At 40.8% G+C, this 19,331-nt stretch carries 23 protein-coding genes; 9 read left to right on the plus strand and 14 right to left on the minus strand.

Features of this window, described 5'->3' with window-relative positions; genetic code table 11:
* Nucleotides 1-20 precede the first annotated feature (20 nt).
* Complete coding sequence (gene purB, locus QJ048_RS13345; protein WP_282334872.1) at nt 21-1,367, plus strand: adenylosuccinate lyase; 1,347 nt, start codon at nt 21-23, stop codon at nt 1,365-1,367.
* 271 nt (nt 1,368-1,638) lie between these two features.
* Here the strand turns inward: purB and QJ048_RS13350 are convergent, their stop codons facing one another.
* The 7 genes from QJ048_RS13350 to nusB form a co-directional block, all read right to left on the minus strand.
* Nucleotides 1,639-2,223 (minus strand): AAA family ATPase, encoded by a 585-nt coding sequence (locus tag QJ048_RS13350; RefSeq protein ID WP_282334873.1) that lies wholly within the window; start codon nt 2,221-2,223, stop codon nt 1,639-1,641.
* Nucleotides 2,224-2,395: 172 nt separating this feature from the next.
* A complete protein-coding gene (locus QJ048_RS13355) occupies nt 2,396-3,550 on the minus strand; it encodes a PepSY-associated TM helix domain-containing protein (RefSeq protein WP_282334874.1) in 1,155 nt (384 codons plus the stop codon).
* 109 nt (nt 3,551-3,659) lie between these two features.
* Complete coding sequence (locus QJ048_RS13360; RefSeq protein WP_282334875.1) at nt 3,660-6,116, minus strand: TonB-dependent receptor; 2,457 nt, start codon at nt 6,114-6,116, stop codon at nt 3,660-3,662.
* Between the two features lie 331 nt (nt 6,117-6,447).
* On the minus strand, nt 6,448-7,038 hold the full coding sequence (coaE, locus tag QJ048_RS13365) for a dephospho-CoA kinase (RefSeq protein WP_282334876.1): 591 nt from the start codon (nt 7,036-7,038) through the stop codon (nt 6,448-6,450).
* A gap of 252 nt (nt 7,039-7,290) precedes the next feature.
* Nucleotides 7,291-7,614, minus strand: coding sequence for a preprotein translocase subunit YajC (yajC, locus tag QJ048_RS13370; RefSeq protein WP_217794534.1), 324 nt, complete (start codon nt 7,612-7,614; stop codon nt 7,291-7,293).
* Nucleotides 7,615-7,720: 106 nt separating this feature from the next.
* Complete coding sequence (locus QJ048_RS13375; RefSeq protein WP_282334877.1) at nt 7,721-8,152, minus strand: DUF1573 domain-containing protein; 432 nt, start codon at nt 8,150-8,152, stop codon at nt 7,721-7,723.
* A gap of 56 nt (nt 8,153-8,208) precedes the next feature.
* Entirely contained in the window at nt 8,209-9,132 is a 924-nt protein-coding gene (nusB, locus tag QJ048_RS13380) for a transcription antitermination factor NusB (RefSeq protein ID WP_282334878.1), read from the minus strand.
* Nucleotides 9,133-9,532: 400 nt separating this feature from the next.
* Here nusB and QJ048_RS13385 point away from each other — a divergent pair, with 400 nt between their 5' ends.
* From QJ048_RS13385 to QJ048_RS13405, 5 genes are all read left to right on the plus strand, one after another.
* Nucleotides 9,533-9,814 carry a co-chaperone GroES gene (locus QJ048_RS13385; protein ID WP_217794531.1) on the plus strand — a complete coding sequence of 94 codons (282 nt, stop codon included), beginning with the start codon at nt 9,533-9,535 and terminating at the stop codon, nt 9,812-9,814.
* Between the two features lie 163 nt (nt 9,815-9,977).
* Nucleotides 9,978-11,615 (plus strand): chaperonin GroEL, encoded by a 1,638-nt coding sequence (gene groL / locus QJ048_RS13390; protein ID WP_217794530.1) that lies wholly within the window; start codon nt 9,978-9,980, stop codon nt 11,613-11,615.
* 279 nt (nt 11,616-11,894) lie between these two features.
* On the plus strand, nt 11,895-12,689 hold the full coding sequence (locus tag QJ048_RS13395) for a zinc ribbon domain-containing protein (protein ID WP_282334879.1): 795 nt from the start codon (nt 11,895-11,897) through the stop codon (nt 12,687-12,689).
* Nucleotides 12,686-13,480: a Swt1 family HEPN domain-containing protein gene (locus QJ048_RS13400; protein ID WP_282334880.1), complete on the plus strand. Its 795-nt coding sequence runs from the start codon at nt 12,686-12,688 to the stop codon at nt 13,478-13,480. The genes QJ048_RS13395 and QJ048_RS13400 overlap by 4 nt, the downstream gene beginning before the upstream one ends.
* Before the next feature lie 57 nt (nt 13,481-13,537).
* Complete coding sequence (locus QJ048_RS13405; RefSeq protein WP_282334881.1) at nt 13,538-13,807, plus strand: hypothetical protein; 270 nt, start codon at nt 13,538-13,540, stop codon at nt 13,805-13,807.
* A 58-nt stretch (nt 13,808-13,865) separates the two neighbouring features.
* On the opposite strand, the gene QJ048_RS13410 is transcribed toward QJ048_RS13405, so the two are convergent.
* Together QJ048_RS13410 and QJ048_RS13415 are read right to left on the minus strand one after the other, a co-directional pair.
* The gene (locus QJ048_RS13410) at nt 13,866-14,054 is read right to left on the minus strand and encodes a hypothetical protein (protein ID WP_282334882.1); all 189 of its coding nucleotides are present in this window, start codon (nt 14,052-14,054) and stop codon (nt 13,866-13,868) included.
* Between the two features lie 235 nt (nt 14,055-14,289).
* A complete protein-coding gene (locus tag QJ048_RS13415; protein WP_282334883.1) occupies nt 14,290-14,457 on the minus strand; it encodes a hypothetical protein in 168 nt (55 codons plus the stop codon).
* Nucleotides 14,458-14,512: 55 nt separating this feature from the next.
* Between QJ048_RS13415 and QJ048_RS13420 the strand changes: the two genes are divergently transcribed.
* Entirely contained in the window at nt 14,513-15,052 is a 540-nt protein-coding gene (locus tag QJ048_RS13420) for an REP-associated tyrosine transposase (protein ID WP_282334884.1), read from the plus strand.
* A gap of 129 nt (nt 15,053-15,181) precedes the next feature.
* Here the strand turns inward: QJ048_RS13420 and QJ048_RS13425 are convergent, their stop codons facing one another.
* The 3 genes from QJ048_RS13425 to QJ048_RS13435 form a co-directional block, all read right to left on the minus strand.
* A complete protein-coding gene (locus QJ048_RS13425) occupies nt 15,182-15,664 on the minus strand; it encodes a hypothetical protein (protein WP_282334885.1) in 483 nt (160 codons plus the stop codon).
* A 161-nt stretch (nt 15,665-15,825) separates the two neighbouring features.
* Nucleotides 15,826-16,068 carry a hypothetical protein gene (locus QJ048_RS13430; protein ID WP_282334886.1) on the minus strand — a complete coding sequence of 81 codons (243 nt, stop codon included), beginning with the start codon at nt 16,066-16,068 and terminating at the stop codon, nt 15,826-15,828.
* 81 nt (nt 16,069-16,149) lie between these two features.
* Nucleotides 16,150-16,725 (minus strand): hypothetical protein, encoded by a 576-nt coding sequence (locus tag QJ048_RS13435; RefSeq protein ID WP_282334887.1) that lies wholly within the window; start codon nt 16,723-16,725, stop codon nt 16,150-16,152.
* Nucleotides 16,726-16,830: 105 nt separating this feature from the next.
* Between QJ048_RS13435 and QJ048_RS13440 the strand changes: the two genes are divergently transcribed.
* Entirely contained in the window at nt 16,831-17,178 is a 348-nt protein-coding gene (locus QJ048_RS13440) for a hypothetical protein (RefSeq protein WP_282334888.1), read from the plus strand.
* A gap of 94 nt (nt 17,179-17,272) precedes the next feature.
* Here QJ048_RS13440 and QJ048_RS13445 read toward each other — a convergent pair whose 3' ends face one another.
* Nucleotides 17,273-17,476 (minus strand): hypothetical protein, encoded by a 204-nt coding sequence (locus QJ048_RS13445; protein WP_282334889.1) that lies wholly within the window; start codon nt 17,474-17,476, stop codon nt 17,273-17,275.
* Nucleotides 17,477-17,582: 106 nt separating this feature from the next.
* Between QJ048_RS13445 and QJ048_RS13450 the strand changes: the two genes are divergently transcribed.
* A complete protein-coding gene (locus tag QJ048_RS13450; protein WP_282334890.1) occupies nt 17,583-18,434 on the plus strand; it encodes a class I SAM-dependent methyltransferase in 852 nt (283 codons plus the stop codon).
* Nucleotides 18,435-18,801: 367 nt separating this feature from the next.
* Here QJ048_RS13450 and QJ048_RS13455 read toward each other — a convergent pair whose 3' ends face one another.
* Complete coding sequence (locus tag QJ048_RS13455) at nt 18,802-19,290, minus strand: redoxin domain-containing protein (protein ID WP_282334891.1); 489 nt, start codon at nt 19,288-19,290, stop codon at nt 18,802-18,804.
* Nucleotides 19,291-19,331: the final 41 nt, after the last annotated feature.

The raw sequence follows: 19,331 nt of genomic DNA on the forward strand, positions 1-19,331 counted from the left end.
AAAACTTTCTAAAACAAATCATGGAATTAACTACGCTTTCTGCCATTTCGCCTGTTGATGGCCGCTATAGAAGACAGGTACAGCATTTAGATGAATATTTTTCTGAATATGCCTTGATGAAATACCGCGTTATCGTGGAAATCGAATATTTTATTTTCCTGGCAGATAAGAAATTCTTTTCGCTGAATGCAAAAACAAAGAACTTTTTGCGCCAGGTGGCAGAAAACTTTAGTATCGAAGATGCACAAGTGATCAAGGAAACTGAAAAAATCACTAATCACGATGTTAAGGCCGTTGAGTATTTCATTAAATCAAAGCTGGATGAAGGCGGTGTAGAAAACCTGAAAGAATGGGTTCACTTCGGTTTGACTTCACAAGACGTAAATAATACTTCTATTCCACTTTCATGGAAACATGCGATTGAAATTGAGTATTTGCCTGCTGTTTTAAATCTGAATAACGAATTAAAAGTGTTGGCGGACAGCTGGAAAAACATTTCCATGCTGGCACGTACACACGGCCAGCCTGCGAGCCCTACCCGACTTGGGAAGGAGGTAATGGTATTTGTGGAAAGAATACAAAACCAGGTGGAGCAGGTGATCAATGTGCCTTTCTCGGCAAAGTTTGGCGGTGCAACCGGTAACTTCAACGCTCACCACGTAGCATTTGAGAAAAAGAACTGGGTAGTGCTTGGAAATGATTTCGTGGAAAACAGACTTGGTTTGCAGAGACAGCAATTCACAACTCAGATTGAACACTATGATAACCTTGCTGCTCACTTCGATGCGATCAAACGCATCAATAATATCCTGATCGATTTTTGTCGCGACATCTGGACATATGTGAGCATGGATTATTTCAAGCAAAAAGTAAAGAAAGGCGAAGTAGGTTCTTCTGCAATGCCGCACAAAGTAAACCCGATCGATTTTGAAAATGCAGAAGGAAACCTTGGTATTGCGAATGCATTGTTCGAGCATCTTGCTGGCAAACTGCCTATCTCCCGTTTACAGCGTGATTTAACGGATTCAACTGTTCTGAGAAATATCGGAGTGCCATTTGCGCATACGATCATTGCTATAAAATCAATTGAAAAAGGCCTTGCCAAACTGGTGCTTAATGAGCAAAAGCTTGCAGCTGATCTTGATAATAACTGGGCAGTTGTGGCAGAAGCGATACAAACGGTTCTGCGTCGCGAAAACTATCCAAAACCTTACGAGGCGCTGAAAGATCTTACTCGTGGTAATGCAACAATCAACAAACAGGTGATGCATAAATTCATCGACGGCCTGAAGGTAACTGCTGAGGTGAAGAAAGAATTGAAAAAAATTACGCCGCACAATTATACTGGTGTAAGTGCAGCGTTTTAATAATTGAATAACTGTTTAAACGAATAACTGCGGGTCAACAAACCCCGGTTATTCAGTTTTTTATTTTGGGAACCCGTTTGGGTTCAAAAGCATACTACTGAAAAATGGTTGACAAACGTGGCGATGCCAGTAGACACGCATTGAATGCGTCTCCGTTTACACCCGAATGAGTGTGACAGAAATATTATCGTTTGAATATTAAGACAACCAAAAGTTGCTGAGACGCGTTCAACGCGTCTCTACTGTTCGAAATGTAACCCACCGAAATGAATTATGCCTGTCCCCTTTTGAACGTAATAACAGCTCGTGACATTTTCTTTATATCGTCATCGTCAGAAGGCATCGAATTGGTGGCAACGATTACCACTCCTTTGTAATCCTCTATTTTGTGCATTAAATAGGTTACGTCCTGGTTCGCATATTTGTCATGCGAATCCTTTACGTTTGTTCGTTTGGCAAAGAGCGCGTCAGCTTCATCGAAGAATAAAATCCAGTCATGGCTCTGTGCATTGTTAAACACTTTGTCAAGGTTTTTTTCTGTTTCGCCCGCATATTTTGATACCACCTGCGAAACGTCTATCCTGTACAATTGTCTGCCTTCATCTTTCGCCATTAGGGCTGCAGCGGCTAATTTGTCCGATGCATCATCGCCTTCAAATAATGCGACGTAGTTGCACATTTTGTTTAAAGGAACCAGCGTTTGAAGCGTGTTTAATTCAGCCTTTGCCAGCGGAGAAATATTGAGGCTTTGCCACTGCTTTTGAGTGGTGAACAACTTACCGGCGTTGTCGTGATTATTGGAAAAAAGATGTGAAGCAAACTCGCTTATTTTCTGTAATGGATTTGGCAAACTCATACAATGCGTTTTTGTAATATGTAATTTACCAAGAGTTCGCGTTAAATACAAGCGAAAGTTAATAACCGGAAAAATGACTGAATAACTGATTAACTGAATAACTGAGTGGCAGAAAGTCAACGGGTAAAATCGACAATGAACCGTTCAGTTATTCAGTTATTCAGGCAATTAGCTAAACAAGCTGCTTCTCTTGAACAGGAATTCCTTGAGACTTCGGATGCTTCTTGTATTTCCTTCCGTACCAGATCATAAAGCCGGTGATTGGCAGGCTGGCGCAAATGAGACTTACAAGGAAGGCGGCGATTTTGCCGGGCAGGTTGAAATACTGTCCCACATGCAGGCCGTAATTCATTTCGTTGAATTTCATGCCGGAGCTTTTCACGCTATATGGTAAGCTTTTTAGCAGCTTGCCGGATGAGGGATCGAAATAATAATTATCCTGGTGATCGTAGTTTAAAGATTTTGCATAAGCGCCTGTCGTTATCGGATCGCTTTTGGAAAAGGGAGGCGTGACAAAAAACATCTCTGCGCGGGCAGATCTTTTCACCGTTTCAATGAAGGCAATATCCATCGCGGGGTGCATATCTGACACAACGGAGTTGGTATCAACAACGGGATGCATGTCTTCTTTCTTATCGTATTTCTGGCCCACATTTGCCACCTTGTACATGGCTTTGTGCATCCAATTATAATCGATGGCGAGGCCGGTAAGCGCCAGTACCAAAGCAATAACGGAAGCATAAAAACCAAATACTTTGTGCAGATCATAGTTTACACGGCGCCATCTGCCTTTCCATCTTATGGTAAAGCTCATTTTGCGGTCATGTTTGCGTTTGGGCCACCAAAGCACGATGCCCGTTATCAGCATCACAACAAATATGATCACAGACACTCCTACAATCTGTTTGCCTATCGCCGGAGGCAACAGCAGATATAAGTGAATGTATTCTACAATGATGAAAAAGTCTTTTTTTAGGTTTTCAGTAGCAAGATATTGCCCGGTGTACGGATCAAAGTAAATGTACAATTGTCCGCCTTCGCCTGACGAATAAACAGCTGCAGATCTATTTTTTCCTGCATATACCACAAAGCTGGGTTTGTTTGCAGGCACACGTTGTTTCGCATTTTGAAAAAGAACCGATGGCGCTACAAAAGCCTGGTCACGCTGCTCTACGTGTCTGTATGGACGCGTTACATCTTTTATCTCATCGTGAAAGCAAAACAAGCAACCGGTAACACTCACAATAAAAACGATCAACCCGGTTGATAATCCAAGCAAAAGATGCAGTCTGCCGATCCAGTATTTTAAAGTGTTTTTCTTTTTCAATCTGCTAAATTATCAGGTAATTGAATAACTGAGTAACTGAATGTTTAAAGATTAAGTGCAAAATTGACATTCAACTACTCAGTTATTCGGTCTTTCAGTTATTCAGTTATTAGAATCTAAACGTCACATTTGCCGTTATGCTTCTCAGCTTCTGCGGATTCACAGTATTGTACCCGATGAAGTAATGTTTGTTCGCAATGTTGTCCATTTTTATAACGAACTTGTATTTTGGTTGGTCGTAAAACAATGTGGCACCCAACACAGTGTAAGCCGGTAAAGTAAATTGTCCCACAGGGGCTCTGTTAATAACCATATTGTCGCTCGCATAGTTACCACCAAAGCCCATACCAAGACCATGAATTGAACCTGCGGGCAACCTGTAGTTGATCCACAAATTCGCGTTGTATGGCGATCCCGCCGTTTCCGGACGACGCCCCTGTACAGACGCATCAGCTTTGGTATATTTGGAATTGTTGTACGCGAAACCAGCCACAAGGTTCAATCCACTAACCGGGTTCGCTGTCACTTCCGCTTCTATTCCTTTGCTCAATTGCGTTCCATCTTGTATTTGTGCAAATGGGTTGTTCGCAATAGGATAGCTTCTCACGATATCTTTTACCTCTATATAGTAATAGCTAACGGTGCTGCTGAGTTTACCGCCCAACATGTCAAGTTTTACACCGCCCTCTAACTGATTTGCATGTTCTGGCTTAAAGGGATTCAACGCATAGTCAACGCCATTTTTGTTGGTGAACCCGTTTTGATAGTTACCAAAAATGGAGATCCTGTCCTTTATCGGCTGATAAATAATACCAAATTTCGGAGAAACCGTCGTCTGGTTATAAGCAGTTCCCGGTGCAATTTGTCCGGTAGTTTTATCGAAAGTTCCTTCATTCACGAAATGATCAAGGCGAAGTCCGGCAGTCACCAGTAAATTATCTGTCAGGTTCAACACGTCGAAAGCATAAGCGCTATAAGTGTTTGAAACAAAGTTGGTAGGGAAAGAAAAATCAGGTCCTTTGGTTGCATACATTGCATCAAGGTTCACCCGGTTGAATTTATTGTAATTAGGAATGTTACCCATTGCGTTTACCGTGTCGAAAGTGATTGCTGAAAATACCTGGTCGGTATGTTGTCTGAAATAATCTACACCACCCACAAAACGATTTTTCAAATTCCCTATTTTGTTTTCACCAATAAAATTCTGTTGCAATTCTATCACCTGGTCGCTACTGTTATCCGACCGGAAATCGTTCCTTGTAATATAGCCATTTCCAACATCGGACGGATTGCCACTGATGGCGGAGTTTGGTAATAAATATATGAATGTAGAAGGCCCGTTAGATGCACTGTTGGTAATAGAGAAATTTGTTTGCGAACGCCATTTGCCAGAAAAATTGTAGTTCATCTGTCCAAAAAAGTTGGCAATATTCGATGTCTGGTACAGATCGTTGGTCAGGTAAGAACGTTTGTAATCAACCTTCAACTGATCGGCTCTATTTGCTCCCAACGATGCGATGGGCGTGCCATAAATAAACGACCAAAGTGGTGCCGCGGTATTGCGTCCTGAATAAAACTCAGCATCAAATGAGAATGACAATTTATCATTCACTTTGTAGGAAAGACTTGGTGCCAATACAATGTTTCTGCTGAAACCGGCATCCTGAAAACTGCCTTCATAGTTGTAAGCAGCGTTCACACGCAGCAACACATTGTGCGCAGAATCAAGCGGAGTATTAACATCCGCACTAAAACGGTTGAAGTTATAGCTGCCACCTGCATAACTGATCTCACCACCAAACCTGTCATACGGTTTCTTGGTAATACGGTTGATCAAACCACCATACGAAGTCAACGTGCTACCAAACAATGTGGCAGAAGGCCCTTTGATCGCTTCTATTCTTTCAAGGTTCGCGGCATCTACCTGGTTGGAAACATTGCCCGCAACACCATTGCGCAGTTTACTTTGCAATACAAAACCACGAGAATTGTAGTAAGTGCCCCCGTCGCCGCCGCGTCCTGTGGCCTGCCACATCTTGCTGATGCCGGTTGCGTTTTTCATTCCCTCATCTACAGAAAAAATCAGCTGATCATCCATCAAAGCCTTTGTGATGGTAGTATAGACCTGGGGATTCTCCATGTTTTTCAAAGGCATCTTTGAAACGTAATCGCTGGTTTTCCTGGTGAATTTATTTCTACCACCAACCACTATCACTTCCTGCAACTCTTTGCCGGAAGTAGTGAGTTGAATAGTTATGTGAACATCCTTATTCTCCACTTTTACCTGATGTGTAGCGGGACTGTGCCCAACCAATGAAACCTCCAGTTCGTAAGTGCCTGGAACTATATTGAAAAAAGAGAAAACACCATCGTCATCTGTAATGGCGCTTTTATTTGTCCCCTTCATTATTACGGTTACATAAGCGGCCGGCTTGTTGTCTGCTGTGGTAACCTTTCCTTTAATGGTTACTCCATTTTCGTTGCCCCCTGCATGGGCAAAAAGAAAGGCAAAAAGTAGTAAGCAGGCAGTTGATAGTTTTGTGATAAATCGTGATACGGGGGTCATTCTTCTGAATTTGGGTGCAAAAGTCCTTAAAGTCAACTTATTACAACTCCGAAATAGGGAAAAAGGTTTTACGCAATGCGGAAAAAAGCAAACGCGTCAGGGTCAGGCGGCCTGACAATTAGCACCTACTCCTTTGATCGTTTTAAATTTTCGACAAAAACAATAGTAAATTGAAATTCAGTCTTTAGTGTGTGAGTGAAACATCTTTGGCTTTGCACATTCAGTAGAGACAAGGCACTGCCTTGTCTATGAAATTCAGGTTTTAACCTTTGATCGCGATGTTATAGATATTTGCGCGAGGGTGCTGGCAAGACAAGGCAATGCCTTGTCTCTACTGGCCACTGGCCGCCAAAAAATTCTCATGCAAACTTAGCACTTGCTCAATCACCGGATGCTGCTCATCGTTGATGATCACGTAGTCGCACAAACGCATTTTAATTTCTTCGTTGATTTGGTTTTGCATTCTTTTCAGCACTTCTTCGCGGGTTACATTATCACGCTGCATGATGCGGTGGATGCGCATTGCCTTGGGCGTGTACACTCCTATCATGATGTCGATACCTTCCTGAGAGCCGCTTTCGAAGAACAACGCGGCTTCTTTGATGGCGTACGGCGTGGTTTGTTTTTGCATCCATTCGCTGGCGTAGCGGATGGCTTCCGGATGCGTGACGCTGTTGAGGAAAGCTAGTTTTTCTTTATCGTTGAATACTTGGCTGGCAATGAATTTTCTATTGAGCACTTCGCCGGTATACGCTTCTGCTCCAAAATATTCGCTGAGCTTTTGCCGGATAACCGGAGATTCGTTCATTATATTTTTTGTTGCATCATCTGCATAAAACACAGGAATACCAAGCACTTCGAAAATTTTCGAAGCAGTGCTTTTACCGCTTCCTATGCCACCAGTAATTCCGATTTTCAACATAGAATCTTTTTTAAAAGTTTGCCACTGAGACACAGAGAAAACTGAGAAATGATAATAAATATTACAGAACCCCAGCACGTCAACGGCATAAGCTTTCTGTTTTGAAAGTTTGCCAAGGAGGCACAGAGAAAAACGAATATGGAATAAAGCTAAGAATATTAATAATTCCTCTGTTCCTCAGTGCTTCTGTGGCAATAAAAAACCGGAACCACTCAAAGTAATTCCGGTCGATAATATAAAACTGCCGAGCAATTATTTCGCTGGAGTTGGATTGTTCTGTTGTTTAGACCACTCAAGGCTGATAGCACTTTTCTCGATCTTCATAGTGCTTCCAGGGCTTGTTTCGATAATGATGGTGCCATCTTCGTTCACTTTATTTACAATACCGTGAATACCTGCAATGGTAACGATCTTGTCACCTTTCTGCATGCCTTCCTGGAATTTTTTTGCATCTTTTGCTTTTTTAGCCTGTGGGCGAATCATGAACAGCCAGAACACCAATATCATACCTCCCAATAAAACCAATTGAAGCGTGCCGCCTCCCGCTGGTGCCTGTAGTAAAGTCAGATTTGTCATTGTTTGTTTTATTTATTAATTCAAAATTCAAAAGTTAAAAGCCAAAATGTTGACCGCCTTGCAGCGAAACACAGTTTTTGACTTCTTAATTTTTACTTTTTACTTTTTACTTTTTCTTTTCCACTTCTACTTCAAAAACCAACTCATGCTCCTGCGTGCCTTTCGTATTTGCAGTTACATAAAGGGTTTTGTGTTGCATGCCGGATTTTCCTTCACTATTGAAAGAAGCTTTGATCAAACCTTCTGCTCCCGGAGCGATTGGCTCTTTCGGAGGGTCTGCCACTGTACAACCGCAGCTCGGCTGAACGCGTGAAATGACCAAAGGTTTGTCTCCTGTATTTTTAAAAGCGAAGCTTACATCCAGTTTTTGACCTTCTGTAATTTTGTCAAATTTCTTGTCCTGTTCTTTCCACTCTATAGTAGTAAACATCGCAGAATCCATTTTCAATGGGCCATTTTGTTTCATTCCGCCGGTCATATCGTGAGAGTGTGCCTCTTTCGATTTACAACCAACAGCCAGTAAGGTACAAACTGACATTATTAGCAAATAACGCATGGTGTTTTTTTGCAAATGTAATGGATTTGATTTTTCAACTACTTCTTGAAGTTGACTTTGTGTAATTTGTTTTCCTTCACCAGATCTTTGTGAATATTGTCCAAAATACCGTTCACAAACTGGCCGCTTTGCGGGGTGCTGTATTCTTTCGCCAGGTCAATGTATTCATTGATTGTTACTTTGGCAGGAATGGTTTCAAAATACAAAAGTTCGCACACGCCCATCTGCATCATGATCATGTCCAAAGTGGCGATACGCTCAGGGTCCCAGTTCTTTAATTTTGGCGTGATAAGATCCATCGTCACGTCTTTTTTATCCAGAACAGTTTCGGTCAGACTCTTGGCATATTGCCATTTATCTTTCGAGAGCATTTCCTGAAAATTAAATGAACCAGGTTTTTGTATATAACTCATAACTAGCATGTTGATCATATCACAATCATCATCCCAGTTGGAGAAAATCTCTTCTAAATGATCTGTATACGCTTCGTTTGGAAGCAATAAATCGCTGAAAATAAATTGCAGTATTTCTTTTTCAGACTTTGTTTGTCTGCCTTCTGCGTGAATATATTGTTGGTATTCCGGTTTTTCAACCAGCTCGAGGTAGAATTTGCGTACCACATTTTTATCCAGCATTGCAGCGATCATGTCTTCACTCAGTGCCTTTTGGTAGCTACTGTCCTCAATAATTTTCCAGATGATTTCGTTGCCCGCCAGCTTGGTATTTACATTCATGTCCTCTGCTGAAGGCAAATGTTTAGAAGCTTTTTGGTGAGCGTCTATTTCAGCATATCGCGCAAGTTCTGACAGGAAATGGATGTTGTAAACTAATAATTGTCTCGTTAAATCAAATTGCTTTTGGAGTAGCCTCGCTGCTTCGCCGGGTTTAAGATCCTGATCTTTAGTATCTATCACATAAAGCGTCTGCATGACTTTTACCCGGATATTTCTTCTACTGATCATATGCTGTAAGAACTATTTGAACGCGCAAAGCTAAGGCATAAAAGGCATAATTTGAAAATGTGAAAATATGAAAATGTGAAAATGCTGAAAGTCCGATATTCATTATCCATGCTTGTACCCACACTATCATTTAATAATGACACCAAAGAATAACCGCCATCTGAAGAAAATGACCAGCCTTCAGAATTTTCACATTTCTCACATTTTCATATTTCCACATTAACAGCAGGTGCCAAAATTTCACATTCCCAAGTGCCTTTCCCACCCACAGAACTGCCAACTCTTCTTTTTTCCAACATTTTGAACCTATTGGCACGTAATTCGTTTAGTTTTGTGCCGAACCAAAAAACAGGGCTAAACGGGCCCTTTGTAATAGTTTATCTATAAAAACACAAACATTATGGCTAAGAAGCTAAGCATTACTCCTTTGCACGACAGAGTTGTTGTAAAACCAGCTCCTGCTGAAGAAAAAACTGCCGGCGGCATCATTATCCCTGACACAGCGAAAGAAAAACCACAACGCGGAACCGTAGTGGCTGCGGGTCCTGGTAAAAAAGACGAGCCTGTAACTGTAAAAGTTGGCGATACTGTTTTGTATGGCAAATACGCAGGTACAGAATTGAGCGTGGAAGGTAATGACTACCTGATTATGAGAGAGAGTGACATTTTGGCCATCGTTTAAACGATGCCCAAAAAATTGAAAATGTGCTAATATGTAAATTTGAAAATGCTTTCTGTGTATCATTCCGGATTCGTTCAAAGCTTCTCGAATTTCCAAAGCAATTTCAAATCATCTCGCACCTCAATTTTCAAATCTTCAAATTAAAAATTTTCAAATTACAAATATGGCTAAGCAAATCTATTTCGATATCGAAGCTAGAAATAAAATGAAGAAAGGCGTTGACACTTTGGCCAACGCAGTTAAAGTAACACTTGGACCAAAAGGTCGCAACGTGGTAATCGAGAAAAAATTCGGTGCTCCTGCTATCACTAAAGATGGTGTAACGGTTGCAAAAGAAATTGAACTGGAAGACCCAATTGAAAACATGGGTGCTCAGATGGTGAAAGAAGTAGCATCTAAAACTGCTGATATTGCAGGTGACGGTACTACAACTGCTACTGTTCTTGCACAATCCATCATCAGCGAAGGTCTGAAAATGGTAGCTGCGGGTGCAAACCCAATGGACCTGAAACGCGGTATCGACAAAGCGGTGAAAGCTGTAGTTGAAAACCTCGTTAGCCAGAAAAAAGATGTTGGCAACAACAACAAAATGATCGAGCAGGTTGCTACTATTTCTGCTAACAATGATAGCGAAATTGGTAAGCTGATCGCTATGGCTATGCAGAAAGTAGGTAAAGAAGGCGTTATCACTGTAGAAGAAGCAAAAGGCACCGACACAACTGTAGACGTTGTAGAAGGTATGCAATTCGACCGTGGTTACATCTCTCCTTACTTCGTTACCAACAGCGAAAAAATGGAAGCTGAATTGCAGAACCCATACATTCTTATTTACGATAAGAAGATTGCTGCAATGAAAGACATCCTTCACATTTTGGAGAAAGTTGCACAAAGCGGTCGTCCGTTAGTGATCATCTCTGAAGATCTGGAAGGTGAAGCATTGGCTACATTGGTGGTAAACAAATTGCGTGGTACCATTAAGGTTGCTGCTGTTAAAGCTCCGGGCTTTGGCGACAGAAGAAAAGAAATGTTGAACGATATTGCTATCCTTACTGCAGGTACTGTAGTGAGCGAAGAGCAAGGCTTTAAACTGGAGAATGCTGACCTTACTTACTTGGGCCAGGCTTCTTCTATCACTATCGATAAAGACAACACTGTTATCGTAGGTGGCAAAGGTAAAAAAGCGGATATCACTTCTCGCATCAACCAAATTAAAGCGCAAATCGAAAACACAACATCTGACTACGATAAAGAAAAACTGCAAGAGCGTTTGGCTAAATTGAGTGGTGGTGTTGCTGTATTGTACGTAGGTGCTGCTACAGAGGTTGAAATGAAAGAAAAGAAAGACCGCGTAGACGACGCTTTACACGCTACACGTGCCGCTGTTGAAGAAGGCATCGTGCCAGGTGGTGGTGTTGCTTACATCCGTGCTATCGCAAGTTTGGAAAAACTGAAAGGTATTACCAACGCAGACGAAGCAACTGGTGTAAACATCGTTAAACGTGCTATTGAAGAGCCTCTTCGCCAGATCGTTTCTAACAGCGGTATCGAAGGTTCTATCGTGGTACAGGCGATTAAAGAAGGTGAAGCTGACTACGGTTTCAACGCTCGCACTGAAACTTATGAATATATGTTTAAAGCGGGTGTTATCGACCCAACTAAAGTGAGCCGCGTAGCATTGGAAAACGCTGCTTCTATCGCTGGTATGTTGCTGACTACAGAATGTGTAGTAGCTGACAAACCAGAACCTAAAGCTCCTGCTGGTCCTGCTATGCCAGGCGGTATGGGTGACATGGGTTACTAAGATTTACAGATTTGATTTTCATATGGGCCGGATCCGAAAGGGTTCGGCTTTTTTTTGTGGTCGACGGCACATCCGAATATTATTAGTACATTTTATTCTTCTTAAGGGTAAAACACTTATCTTCATCAAGTTAAAAGTTATCGCTTGCACGTGACTGTGACCATCACCTACCGCCCAATTGAAATTTGTAAACACGAAAATTCTCCCATGACGATGTCGCGTGTTTAAAAATTCACCACGACACTACATTAAATTAACAACCTAAATTTAACTTTAACCATGGAATGCCTAAACTGCAACAATCAATTACCAGACAAAGGATTTTTTTGCCCGACCTGCTCGAATCAATTTAAGTGCAAAAGTTGCGATGGATTACTGCTAAAAGATGCAAAAGTTTGTATCTTTTGTGGAGAACAAGTAAATGGAAATAAATCCACCATTTCGAACACCAACACTATAGAATTTTCAGAAACAGAAAACTCCAGAACGTTCAAAGCAAACTTCACAGATACAGTCGGTCAAAGTATAAGCGACTCCTTTGGAATGTTTATAATGAATAAAATTACTAGTAAAAAGCCAGCGACTTTAGGGCAACCCAAAAGCTACCCCAATAATAGACTGGATTTAAGTGAACAGGAAGAAGCAGAGATTATTGAAGAACCTTCTGACACATTAGAATTAAGACAACTGAAAAGTATTTTTAAATCTGATGGTGACAAAACAACATTATCAGAAACTCGATTAAAAGCTACATCAAAAAGAGATTATGGAATAAGACTCTCCATAATATTCCTTTATTATAAACTCGTATTAGGCACTGAAAACGTACCAAGAAAAGAACTCACAGCTATTTTAGACAATGCAAGTGTGGAAGATGGCAACTTACGATATTGGCTCACAAACAACCCATTAATTGGAGTGTCTGGAGACTTAGTCGAGTTAAAAGCCCCCGGGAAAGATGCTGCAAAAAAATATTTGTCAGAAATAGCTAATAAAGAACTAAAGGACAAATGGCAGATTGGCACCTATTCAAAGGTATCAAGAAAACCAAAGGAGAAAAAAGATAAAAAATGAGTGATTTCTTTAATGAATTCTGTGATATCGCCAAAATATCCGGAAAACCTAAGTTTGAGGTTGTTTTAGCATTTGTTTGGTTTAACCAATATAAAACTAAACAGCATGATATCTCAATGAAGCAAATTAATCAATACTTTGTGGATGCGCATTTATCTGCCTATAATCCGACGTATTTAAAGCGAGACCTCAACAAAAGTTCTAAAATCACAAAAGGTACGCAGAGAGACACCTACAAACTTAATAGGAAAACACTTGATGAGTTAAATAAAATCTATTTGCCGCAAATCGAGACCGAGGTCTCATTAACGGAGCGGGCAAACATTAAAGTCACCCCGTTTTTAAAATCAGCAGATATAGACGATGCCAAAAAAATGGCCGAATTGTATATAATTCTACATTGTTTAGAAAATTCCGTGAGAAATTTTATAGATGATGTGCTAACAAAAAAACTAGGTCCAAATTGGTGGGACACGGCTAAAAATGCTGAATTAGAAAAAAAGTTTAAAGAAAGAAAAGAAAAAGAAGCAAAAAGCAAATGGCTGAGTCCGAGAGGAAAAGCGTCAGCTCTTTTTTACATAGACTGGGGAGATCTGGTAAAAATTATTAGAAAGTTTGAAAATGACTTTAAGCCATATATCGATGAAATGAAATTTGTCGAACTTCGACTTGAAGAATTGGAAAAGGTAAGAAATATCATTGCTCACAACGGAGTACTACCTTCCAGTGATGACTTTGATAGGTTAATCTTGCATTTTAAAGATTGGTGCAAACAAGTTAATGAGACCTAAGCTTCAATGTATCAAGTTGTGAAGCAAATAAGATAAAATCATAATCAAATTAACTGCATGAATAATATTCTAACTCAAGACGTACAGCAAATAGTAAAAAACAGCAACGCTCGTTTTTTTCTTATCATTTGGTCTTCATCACAAGGAGCCTTTTTTATTTACGAAAATGGAAGCATTCAGAATATTGAGTGCGGCCACATGGCATCGCCGGCAATTCATCGAGAACAAGCAATTCTTGTTTATAAAAAAGCTGTAGCTAAAGCAGAAGATCACGCAGACATTAAAGACGGACAAATCGATATCTTGCCTATCCCAAGCTTTAAATAATTGTCTTCATCAAGGTTATACAAGCATGAACTTTTGGAACTGGATCATGCTTGTATTTTTACATCAGCTGACCTCCCTCCATCAACTTCTCCAACCTCGCAATCATTTCCTCTTTCTCTTTAAGCATCCTTTCATAAAGAGCAATTTTCTCTTCATGCAGTTCAACTATTTTTTCAATGGGATGAAATGTAGGATTGTAATTGATGCCGTTTAAAATAGCACCATGATCAAAAGTATTGGAGATCATATTTACCGCTTGCTCGTCATCCAGATTTTGTTACGCGAAATGAACTTTCAAATTAGCATATTTTCAAATTTTCAAGTTTGGCTCGCAGGTGTGGCAGTCGGTAAGTTAGCGGGGCGGGTTTGTGTGCGAGGGGCGGGCGTTGGCACAGACACGCAGCGCTGCAAGGCTAAGCTGCATGTCTGCGCCAACGTGGCGACAGCGAGATCGTTCGCGGGCATTTTTGCAGGTGCAAGTTTCAAAAAAATGTCGCACGATACACACGACACGCTGCTGCACCTACACAATGTTGGCGCGGACATGCAGCCCAGCTTCCGTAGCCTGGCGTGTCTGTGCCGTGCACTTTCATCGTGGCAGCACTTTTCGCATGCATATCATAACCTATACCTATATTCGCAATTAACAATCTGCATTAGTAACCTGTGGCCAACTTAAAAATCTACAATTAAGTTCAAAGCCACATGAGTAAAAAGTACAAATTCTTAGACAACGAAAAGCCTTACTTCGTCACATTTACTGTCGTTAATTGGATCGATCTGTTTACAAGAAATATTTACAAAGACATCTTCCTGGATACCGTTAGATATTGCCAGCAAAACAAGGATCTCGACGTATTTGCGTGGGTCATTATGACCAATCACGTGCACATGATAGTAGGCAGCAGAGGCAATCCATTAAGTAACATTATGCGAGATTTGAAACGGCACACATCAGAGAAATTGCATATCGCCCTTGAAGCTAACAAGAGGGAAAGCAGAAGAGAATGGATGCTGTGGCTGATGATGCGTGCAGGCAGTAAAATGGGTTTAAAATTTCAGCTTTGGCAGCCGGAAAGCCATCCAATGGAATTGAGCTCTCCTTTTATTGCAAATCAAAAGCTGCATTACCTGCATCAAAATCCTGTCAAAGCCGGCTTTGTTTCAAAAGAAGAAGAATGGACGTATAGTAGTGCAGGAGATTATCATGGCCGCAAGGGATTGCTGGAGGTAATACTAATTTGAAAATTTTCAAATGCTTTGAGCGCAGGTTTCGTTATTGATTCTAAAATTGATCGAATGACAAGATAAATTTTATTGCGTAGAGCGATACACAGAATGCATTTTCAAATTAGCGTATTTTCAATTTCAGATTTACGTCCTCGGCTTTGCAGAGATAAAAAATTCAACCCGCAATGCCGGATAGATATGCGAAGATTTATCCACGTTCTTGTAGTAAACGCCGGCATCTATAGTCATTCCATTTTTCTTTCTAAATACCAGGTCCTTGCCCACAGTTAGGTTAGCAGTGAATTGTTCGCCCGACACCTCATCCGGAAGATATGTACCACCCTGCCGGCAAAACCATGTTTTTTGTGCGAGTTTGGGATTCTTATTTCCAAAATATAACCTGTGCTCAAGGCTAATAGTCGGATATATTTCATCATAGGCAGGGGTCACCCCGGCATTTACCCCAAGTTGGCTCCAGCTGGCAAACCTGTAAGTTACACCCGCATGGATCAATTCAGGCAACGATAACCCGAGTACAAATCGTGTTTTGGATTCTTTTATTTCCTGCGCATAAGCGTGCTGTATAAAGGGGTATACCACCAAAACGAGTACAAATAGCGGCTTCATATAGACGGTTTTAGGATTTAATTATTGTTTTCACGACCCGGGGATTGGCGCTGTTGTATAAAACGCTGAGCTACGTTGAAGATATAAAAGTTCGGAGGCAATTGCAAAGCGATGGATGATAATTTGAGGTTAATCTGGCAATTTTAAAATTCCCGGAACCTCTAATGTAAAGGAATCGTGTATATAATCTTGCCTTCCTGAATACCCTGATCCCATTTAATAATAAAAGCGCTTCTACCGTCCGATACGGCAAACACATCGGATGTGGTGTTATTTATTTTCGAGGGCAAATCCTTTGCCAGAGCAGTATTTGTCTTAATTGCATAGATCAGAATTGCTACTGCAAATATTAATGACGAACAACTCATCATTAACTTGTACCAATTAGCGGATAAAAATTTCATGACTAAGTTTTTAAAAAATGATTAATCGTTCACCACATTTAGAAGGAATTGCGCATCTGGTGCATTTTCAATTTCTGCCCCTCACCCTACTTTCTCATCGAAAAAAACTTCAAAAGAATCCCGTACATAACGGCCGCAAGTTTTTTTGCTTTCGTTAATGGAAGTCACTTTGATGATATCATTATCACCATACCTCATCTCCAGGCAACATTTTTTGAAAGCTTTTTGCCATGTCATTAATGATGTTTTAACCCAGCTTCCATTCCTTGCAATTACTTCATGATTCTCTACATGGTCACCCAAATGATGCCAGAGACATCCGCTTGTTTTCCTGAATTCTTTCCTGATATTTTGCTTTACCTTATGAACTTTCACATAATAACCATCCCAATCAAAGGCATCAATATCTTCCTTTATTTTTTCTAATTCTTCAGCAGGTAATGTTTCGTCATACGCTGGCAATTTTGTTTTAGGAAACTGGTGAGGTTGAGTTTTAGGCAAACTTCCTATCAGGAAAAATTCCTGAACAGTATAAGGAAACGCATAGAATCCGCGAGGTGCGGGCGGTTTATGAAAGCCTCGTTCACCAAAACCTTGCTGCTTATTAAGATTTAATGATCCAAAGCGAACAAAATGTGTGAGGTCCTTTTTCTTCATGCAGAAAATAAACTTTAATATACAAAGGAAAGAACAAAAAATAAACGCACTTAATTTTGAAAGCATTAATTTGAAATGAAGAATAAAAATTATTAAAAGAGAATAATGTTAGACAATAAGTTTTGCTGGTTTCTTGAACTCGAAATATCAAATGCCCTCGCTTCTTCTAAAGACGATAACTTAAAAGGCTTTTGGTGCGATGGTGTTTTGTTGCCAACTTTTGAAAATGACTATTCTAAAAAGTTTGTGAATGATAGCCGCCAAATAACTATGACTGCATTTATCGGTCTGACAGGTCAGGATCAATACGAGCTGATCCTGCGATTTGGCCCTACGGCACTAAGCAAGTATGCAAGAGATCTGGATATTTCTGAATGTATACCAAAAGACAAAACCGACGAGTGGTTTTACATCGACCTAAAGGAAAAGACAGTTATTATTCAAACGGATTAAAAGAAGAAAAAGCAATGGACGATGGACCGCCGAAATACAAAACGCTAAAGCAAAACGGCTATATTTATTACTCAGACAAGGCAATGCCTTGTCTCTACAGGATTTCATCTTCCTCCAGTTCCTTGCCATTATAAACTGCATATTTCAATACCATTACCACCATCCATATTACCAGAAATGGAGCTAGTAAAAACATAATCATCAACAGATTGACAGGAGTATTTTGGGCCTGTGTAAGTATGGTAAAAACCAACAAGTATAATGTTACAAACCCGGCGGCGAACTGATAATTTTTCATTACCATAAGTTTGAACAGAAGATAATAAAATTGTGCCTCGAATCAAAGCGCTGCCTCTCCTTTTACCCAAAAAGATTACCGTAATTTTAGCGCGATTTTATCAGCTATGAAACAAACAACGCAATCATTGCAGCCGGATAATACAGCAGTCAGAACAGCTTTATGGCGGGCATTACACGTGCAGGTGGACGCTACACCACACATCATCGACGACAGACTCGGATTGCAGCTTGTGGCCCCTCCAGAGGGCTGGCAGGAACGTCCGGATATGAAGTTCACCAAACGCCTTCGAGCCTCTATTGTGGCCCGCGCAAGGTTTATCGAAGATCTGATCATTGAGCAAAGCAAAAAAGGCATTGAACAATATGTTATTCTTGGCGCAGGATTGGACACATTTGCGCAACGCAGGCCAGACATTTCCGCTCATTTGCAGATATTCGAAATCGATCAGCCGGATACATTGGCGTGGAAACAAATGCGGTTAACAGAACTCGGTTTCGGCGTTCCCGATTCTTTGCATTTTGTACAGGTAGATTTTGAAAAATCTTCATGGTGGACGGAATTATTGAAAGCGGGTTTCGCTAAAAACAAACCTGCTGTTGTTGCCTGCACCGGCGTTACGTTATATCTCACAAAAGATGCGATCATTTCCACTTTAAAACAAATCGCAGCGCTTGCAACCGGCTCAACACTTGCGATGACATTTTATCTACCCATAGATTTACTTGATGAGGAAGACCGGCCCATGCAGGAAATTGCAGACAAGGGCGCACGGGCTGCGGGCACGCCATTCGTGAGCTTTTTTGCACCGCAAGAAGTATTAGAACTCGCTCGTGAAGCTGGTTTTAAGGAAGCGAAGACTATCTCAACAAAAGACATGGAACAACTTTATTTTGCAGAAAGAACGGATGGTTTAGTGCCGGCAAGCGGAGAATTGTTTCTTGTTGCAAACAGCTGAGTAAATGCGATCTACAGAAATCTTTTTTTATTTTGAACCAGTTTAATTTGAACAAGCATCATGAACCGAAATGTCGCGAAATAAAACATCAACCTAACATTTTTCGAGATTGCTTCGACCCATTCCCTAGACTTCAGAAATTGGTTTCCTTTTACAATCTCCATCCTCCGCGGGGTCTCGCAATGACGGCGCAACCATTTTGAGCTTTACCCAACAGCCTGTTACCTCAAAATTCGGGAATCAGCACGTCATTGCGAGCCCGAGCGGGGAATGAATGGTTGAATTATAACAAGTAAAATAAACAAACAAGAACCGGGCGAAGCAATCTCATTCAAAAGAGGTGCTCTTAAGGAAACGACATTAATTCCTAATTCTTAATCACCTTCTTCTTTTTCATCTCCGCGATCACCAGTTTCAGCTTTCCTTCTGCAACCTGCCCTTCGACAAATTTGCGATAGCCGGTTGCGTTATTTACAAACAAACTGGCGGGTATAGCACCGCTCCATTTTTTTTCGATAAGCGGGCAAAACAGATCGGCATTGGTTTCGTTAAGCCAGGCGATAGGTGCCGTGAACTTTTGTTTAGTGGCGAAATTGTCAATCTTCGCGGGATAGTAATCTGGCAAATCGAGGCTCACCAGTAGTAATTCTACGGTATCCTTTGCAGTCTGGGTTTGAAAGTATGGTATTTCCTTACAGCATGGAGTACAGAAAGTGGCCCAGAAACTCACGATTAGCGGCCCTTTCGACTGCTGAATATAGTCCGCCAACTGTGTGATTCGTATTTTTTTGATTTTTTGAGCAAAAATGGCATCAAAAATGCAAAGCATCAAGATAAGGATAGTTACTTTTTTCATGATAGGTCAATTTACAAAATACTGAAACAAAATAATGTCCG

The organism is Pinibacter soli (assembly GCF_029961145.1).
In the GTDB taxonomy this organism is placed as follows: domain Bacteria; phylum Bacteroidota; class Bacteroidia; order Chitinophagales; family Chitinophagaceae; genus Pinibacter; species Pinibacter soli.

Coding starts and splice junctions, on each gene's coding strand:
- purB (WP_282334872.1), top strand. CDS start 21: ATGGAATTAACTACGCTTTCTGCCATTTCGCCTGTTGATGGCCGCTAT.
- QJ048_RS13350 (WP_282334873.1), bottom strand. CDS start 2,223: ATGAGTTTGCCAAATCCATTACAGAAAATAAGCGAGTTTGCTTCACAT.
- QJ048_RS13360 (WP_282334875.1), bottom strand. CDS start 6,116: ATGACCCCCGTATCACGATTTATCACAAAACTATCAACTGCCTGCTTA.
- coaE (WP_282334876.1), bottom strand. CDS start 7,038: ATGTTGAAAATCGGAATTACTGGTGGCATAGGAAGCGGTAAAAGCACT.
- yajC (WP_217794534.1), bottom strand. CDS start 7,614: ATGACAAATCTGACTTTACTACAGGCACCAGCGGGAGGCGGCACGCTT.
- QJ048_RS13375 (WP_282334877.1), bottom strand. CDS start 8,152: ATGTCAGTTTGTACCTTACTGGCTGTTGGTTGTAAATCGAAAGAGGCA.
- nusB (WP_282334878.1), bottom strand. CDS start 9,132: ATGATCAGTAGAAGAAATATCCGGGTAAAAGTCATGCAGACGCTTTAT.
- QJ048_RS13385 (WP_217794531.1), top strand. CDS start 9,533: ATGGCTAAGAAGCTAAGCATTACTCCTTTGCACGACAGAGTTGTTGTA.
- groL (WP_217794530.1), top strand. CDS start 9,978: ATGGCTAAGCAAATCTATTTCGATATCGAAGCTAGAAATAAAATGAAG.
- QJ048_RS13395 (WP_282334879.1), top strand. CDS start 11,895: ATGGAATGCCTAAACTGCAACAATCAATTACCAGACAAAGGATTTTTT.
- QJ048_RS13400 (WP_282334880.1), top strand. CDS start 12,686: ATGAGTGATTTCTTTAATGAATTCTGTGATATCGCCAAAATATCCGGA.
- QJ048_RS13405 (WP_282334881.1), top strand. CDS start 13,538: ATGAATAATATTCTAACTCAAGACGTACAGCAAATAGTAAAAAACAGC.
- QJ048_RS13410 (WP_282334882.1), bottom strand. CDS start 14,054: ATGATCTCCAATACTTTTGATCATGGTGCTATTTTAAACGGCATCAAT.
- QJ048_RS13420 (WP_282334884.1), top strand. CDS start 14,513: ATGAGTAAAAAGTACAAATTCTTAGACAACGAAAAGCCTTACTTCGTC.
- QJ048_RS13425 (WP_282334885.1), bottom strand. CDS start 15,664: ATGAAGCCGCTATTTGTACTCGTTTTGGTGGTATACCCCTTTATACAG.
- QJ048_RS13430 (WP_282334886.1), bottom strand. CDS start 16,068: ATGAAATTTTTATCCGCTAATTGGTACAAGTTAATGATGAGTTGTTCG.
- QJ048_RS13435 (WP_282334887.1), bottom strand. CDS start 16,725: ATGAAGAAAAAGGACCTCACACATTTTGTTCGCTTTGGATCATTAAAT.
- QJ048_RS13440 (WP_282334888.1), top strand. CDS start 16,831: ATGTTAGACAATAAGTTTTGCTGGTTTCTTGAACTCGAAATATCAAAT.
- QJ048_RS13445 (WP_282334889.1), bottom strand. CDS start 17,476: ATGAAAAATTATCAGTTCGCCGCCGGGTTTGTAACATTATACTTGTTG.
- QJ048_RS13450 (WP_282334890.1), top strand. CDS start 17,583: ATGAAACAAACAACGCAATCATTGCAGCCGGATAATACAGCAGTCAGA.
- QJ048_RS13455 (WP_282334891.1), bottom strand. CDS start 19,290: ATGAAAAAAGTAACTATCCTTATCTTGATGCTTTGCATTTTTGATGCC.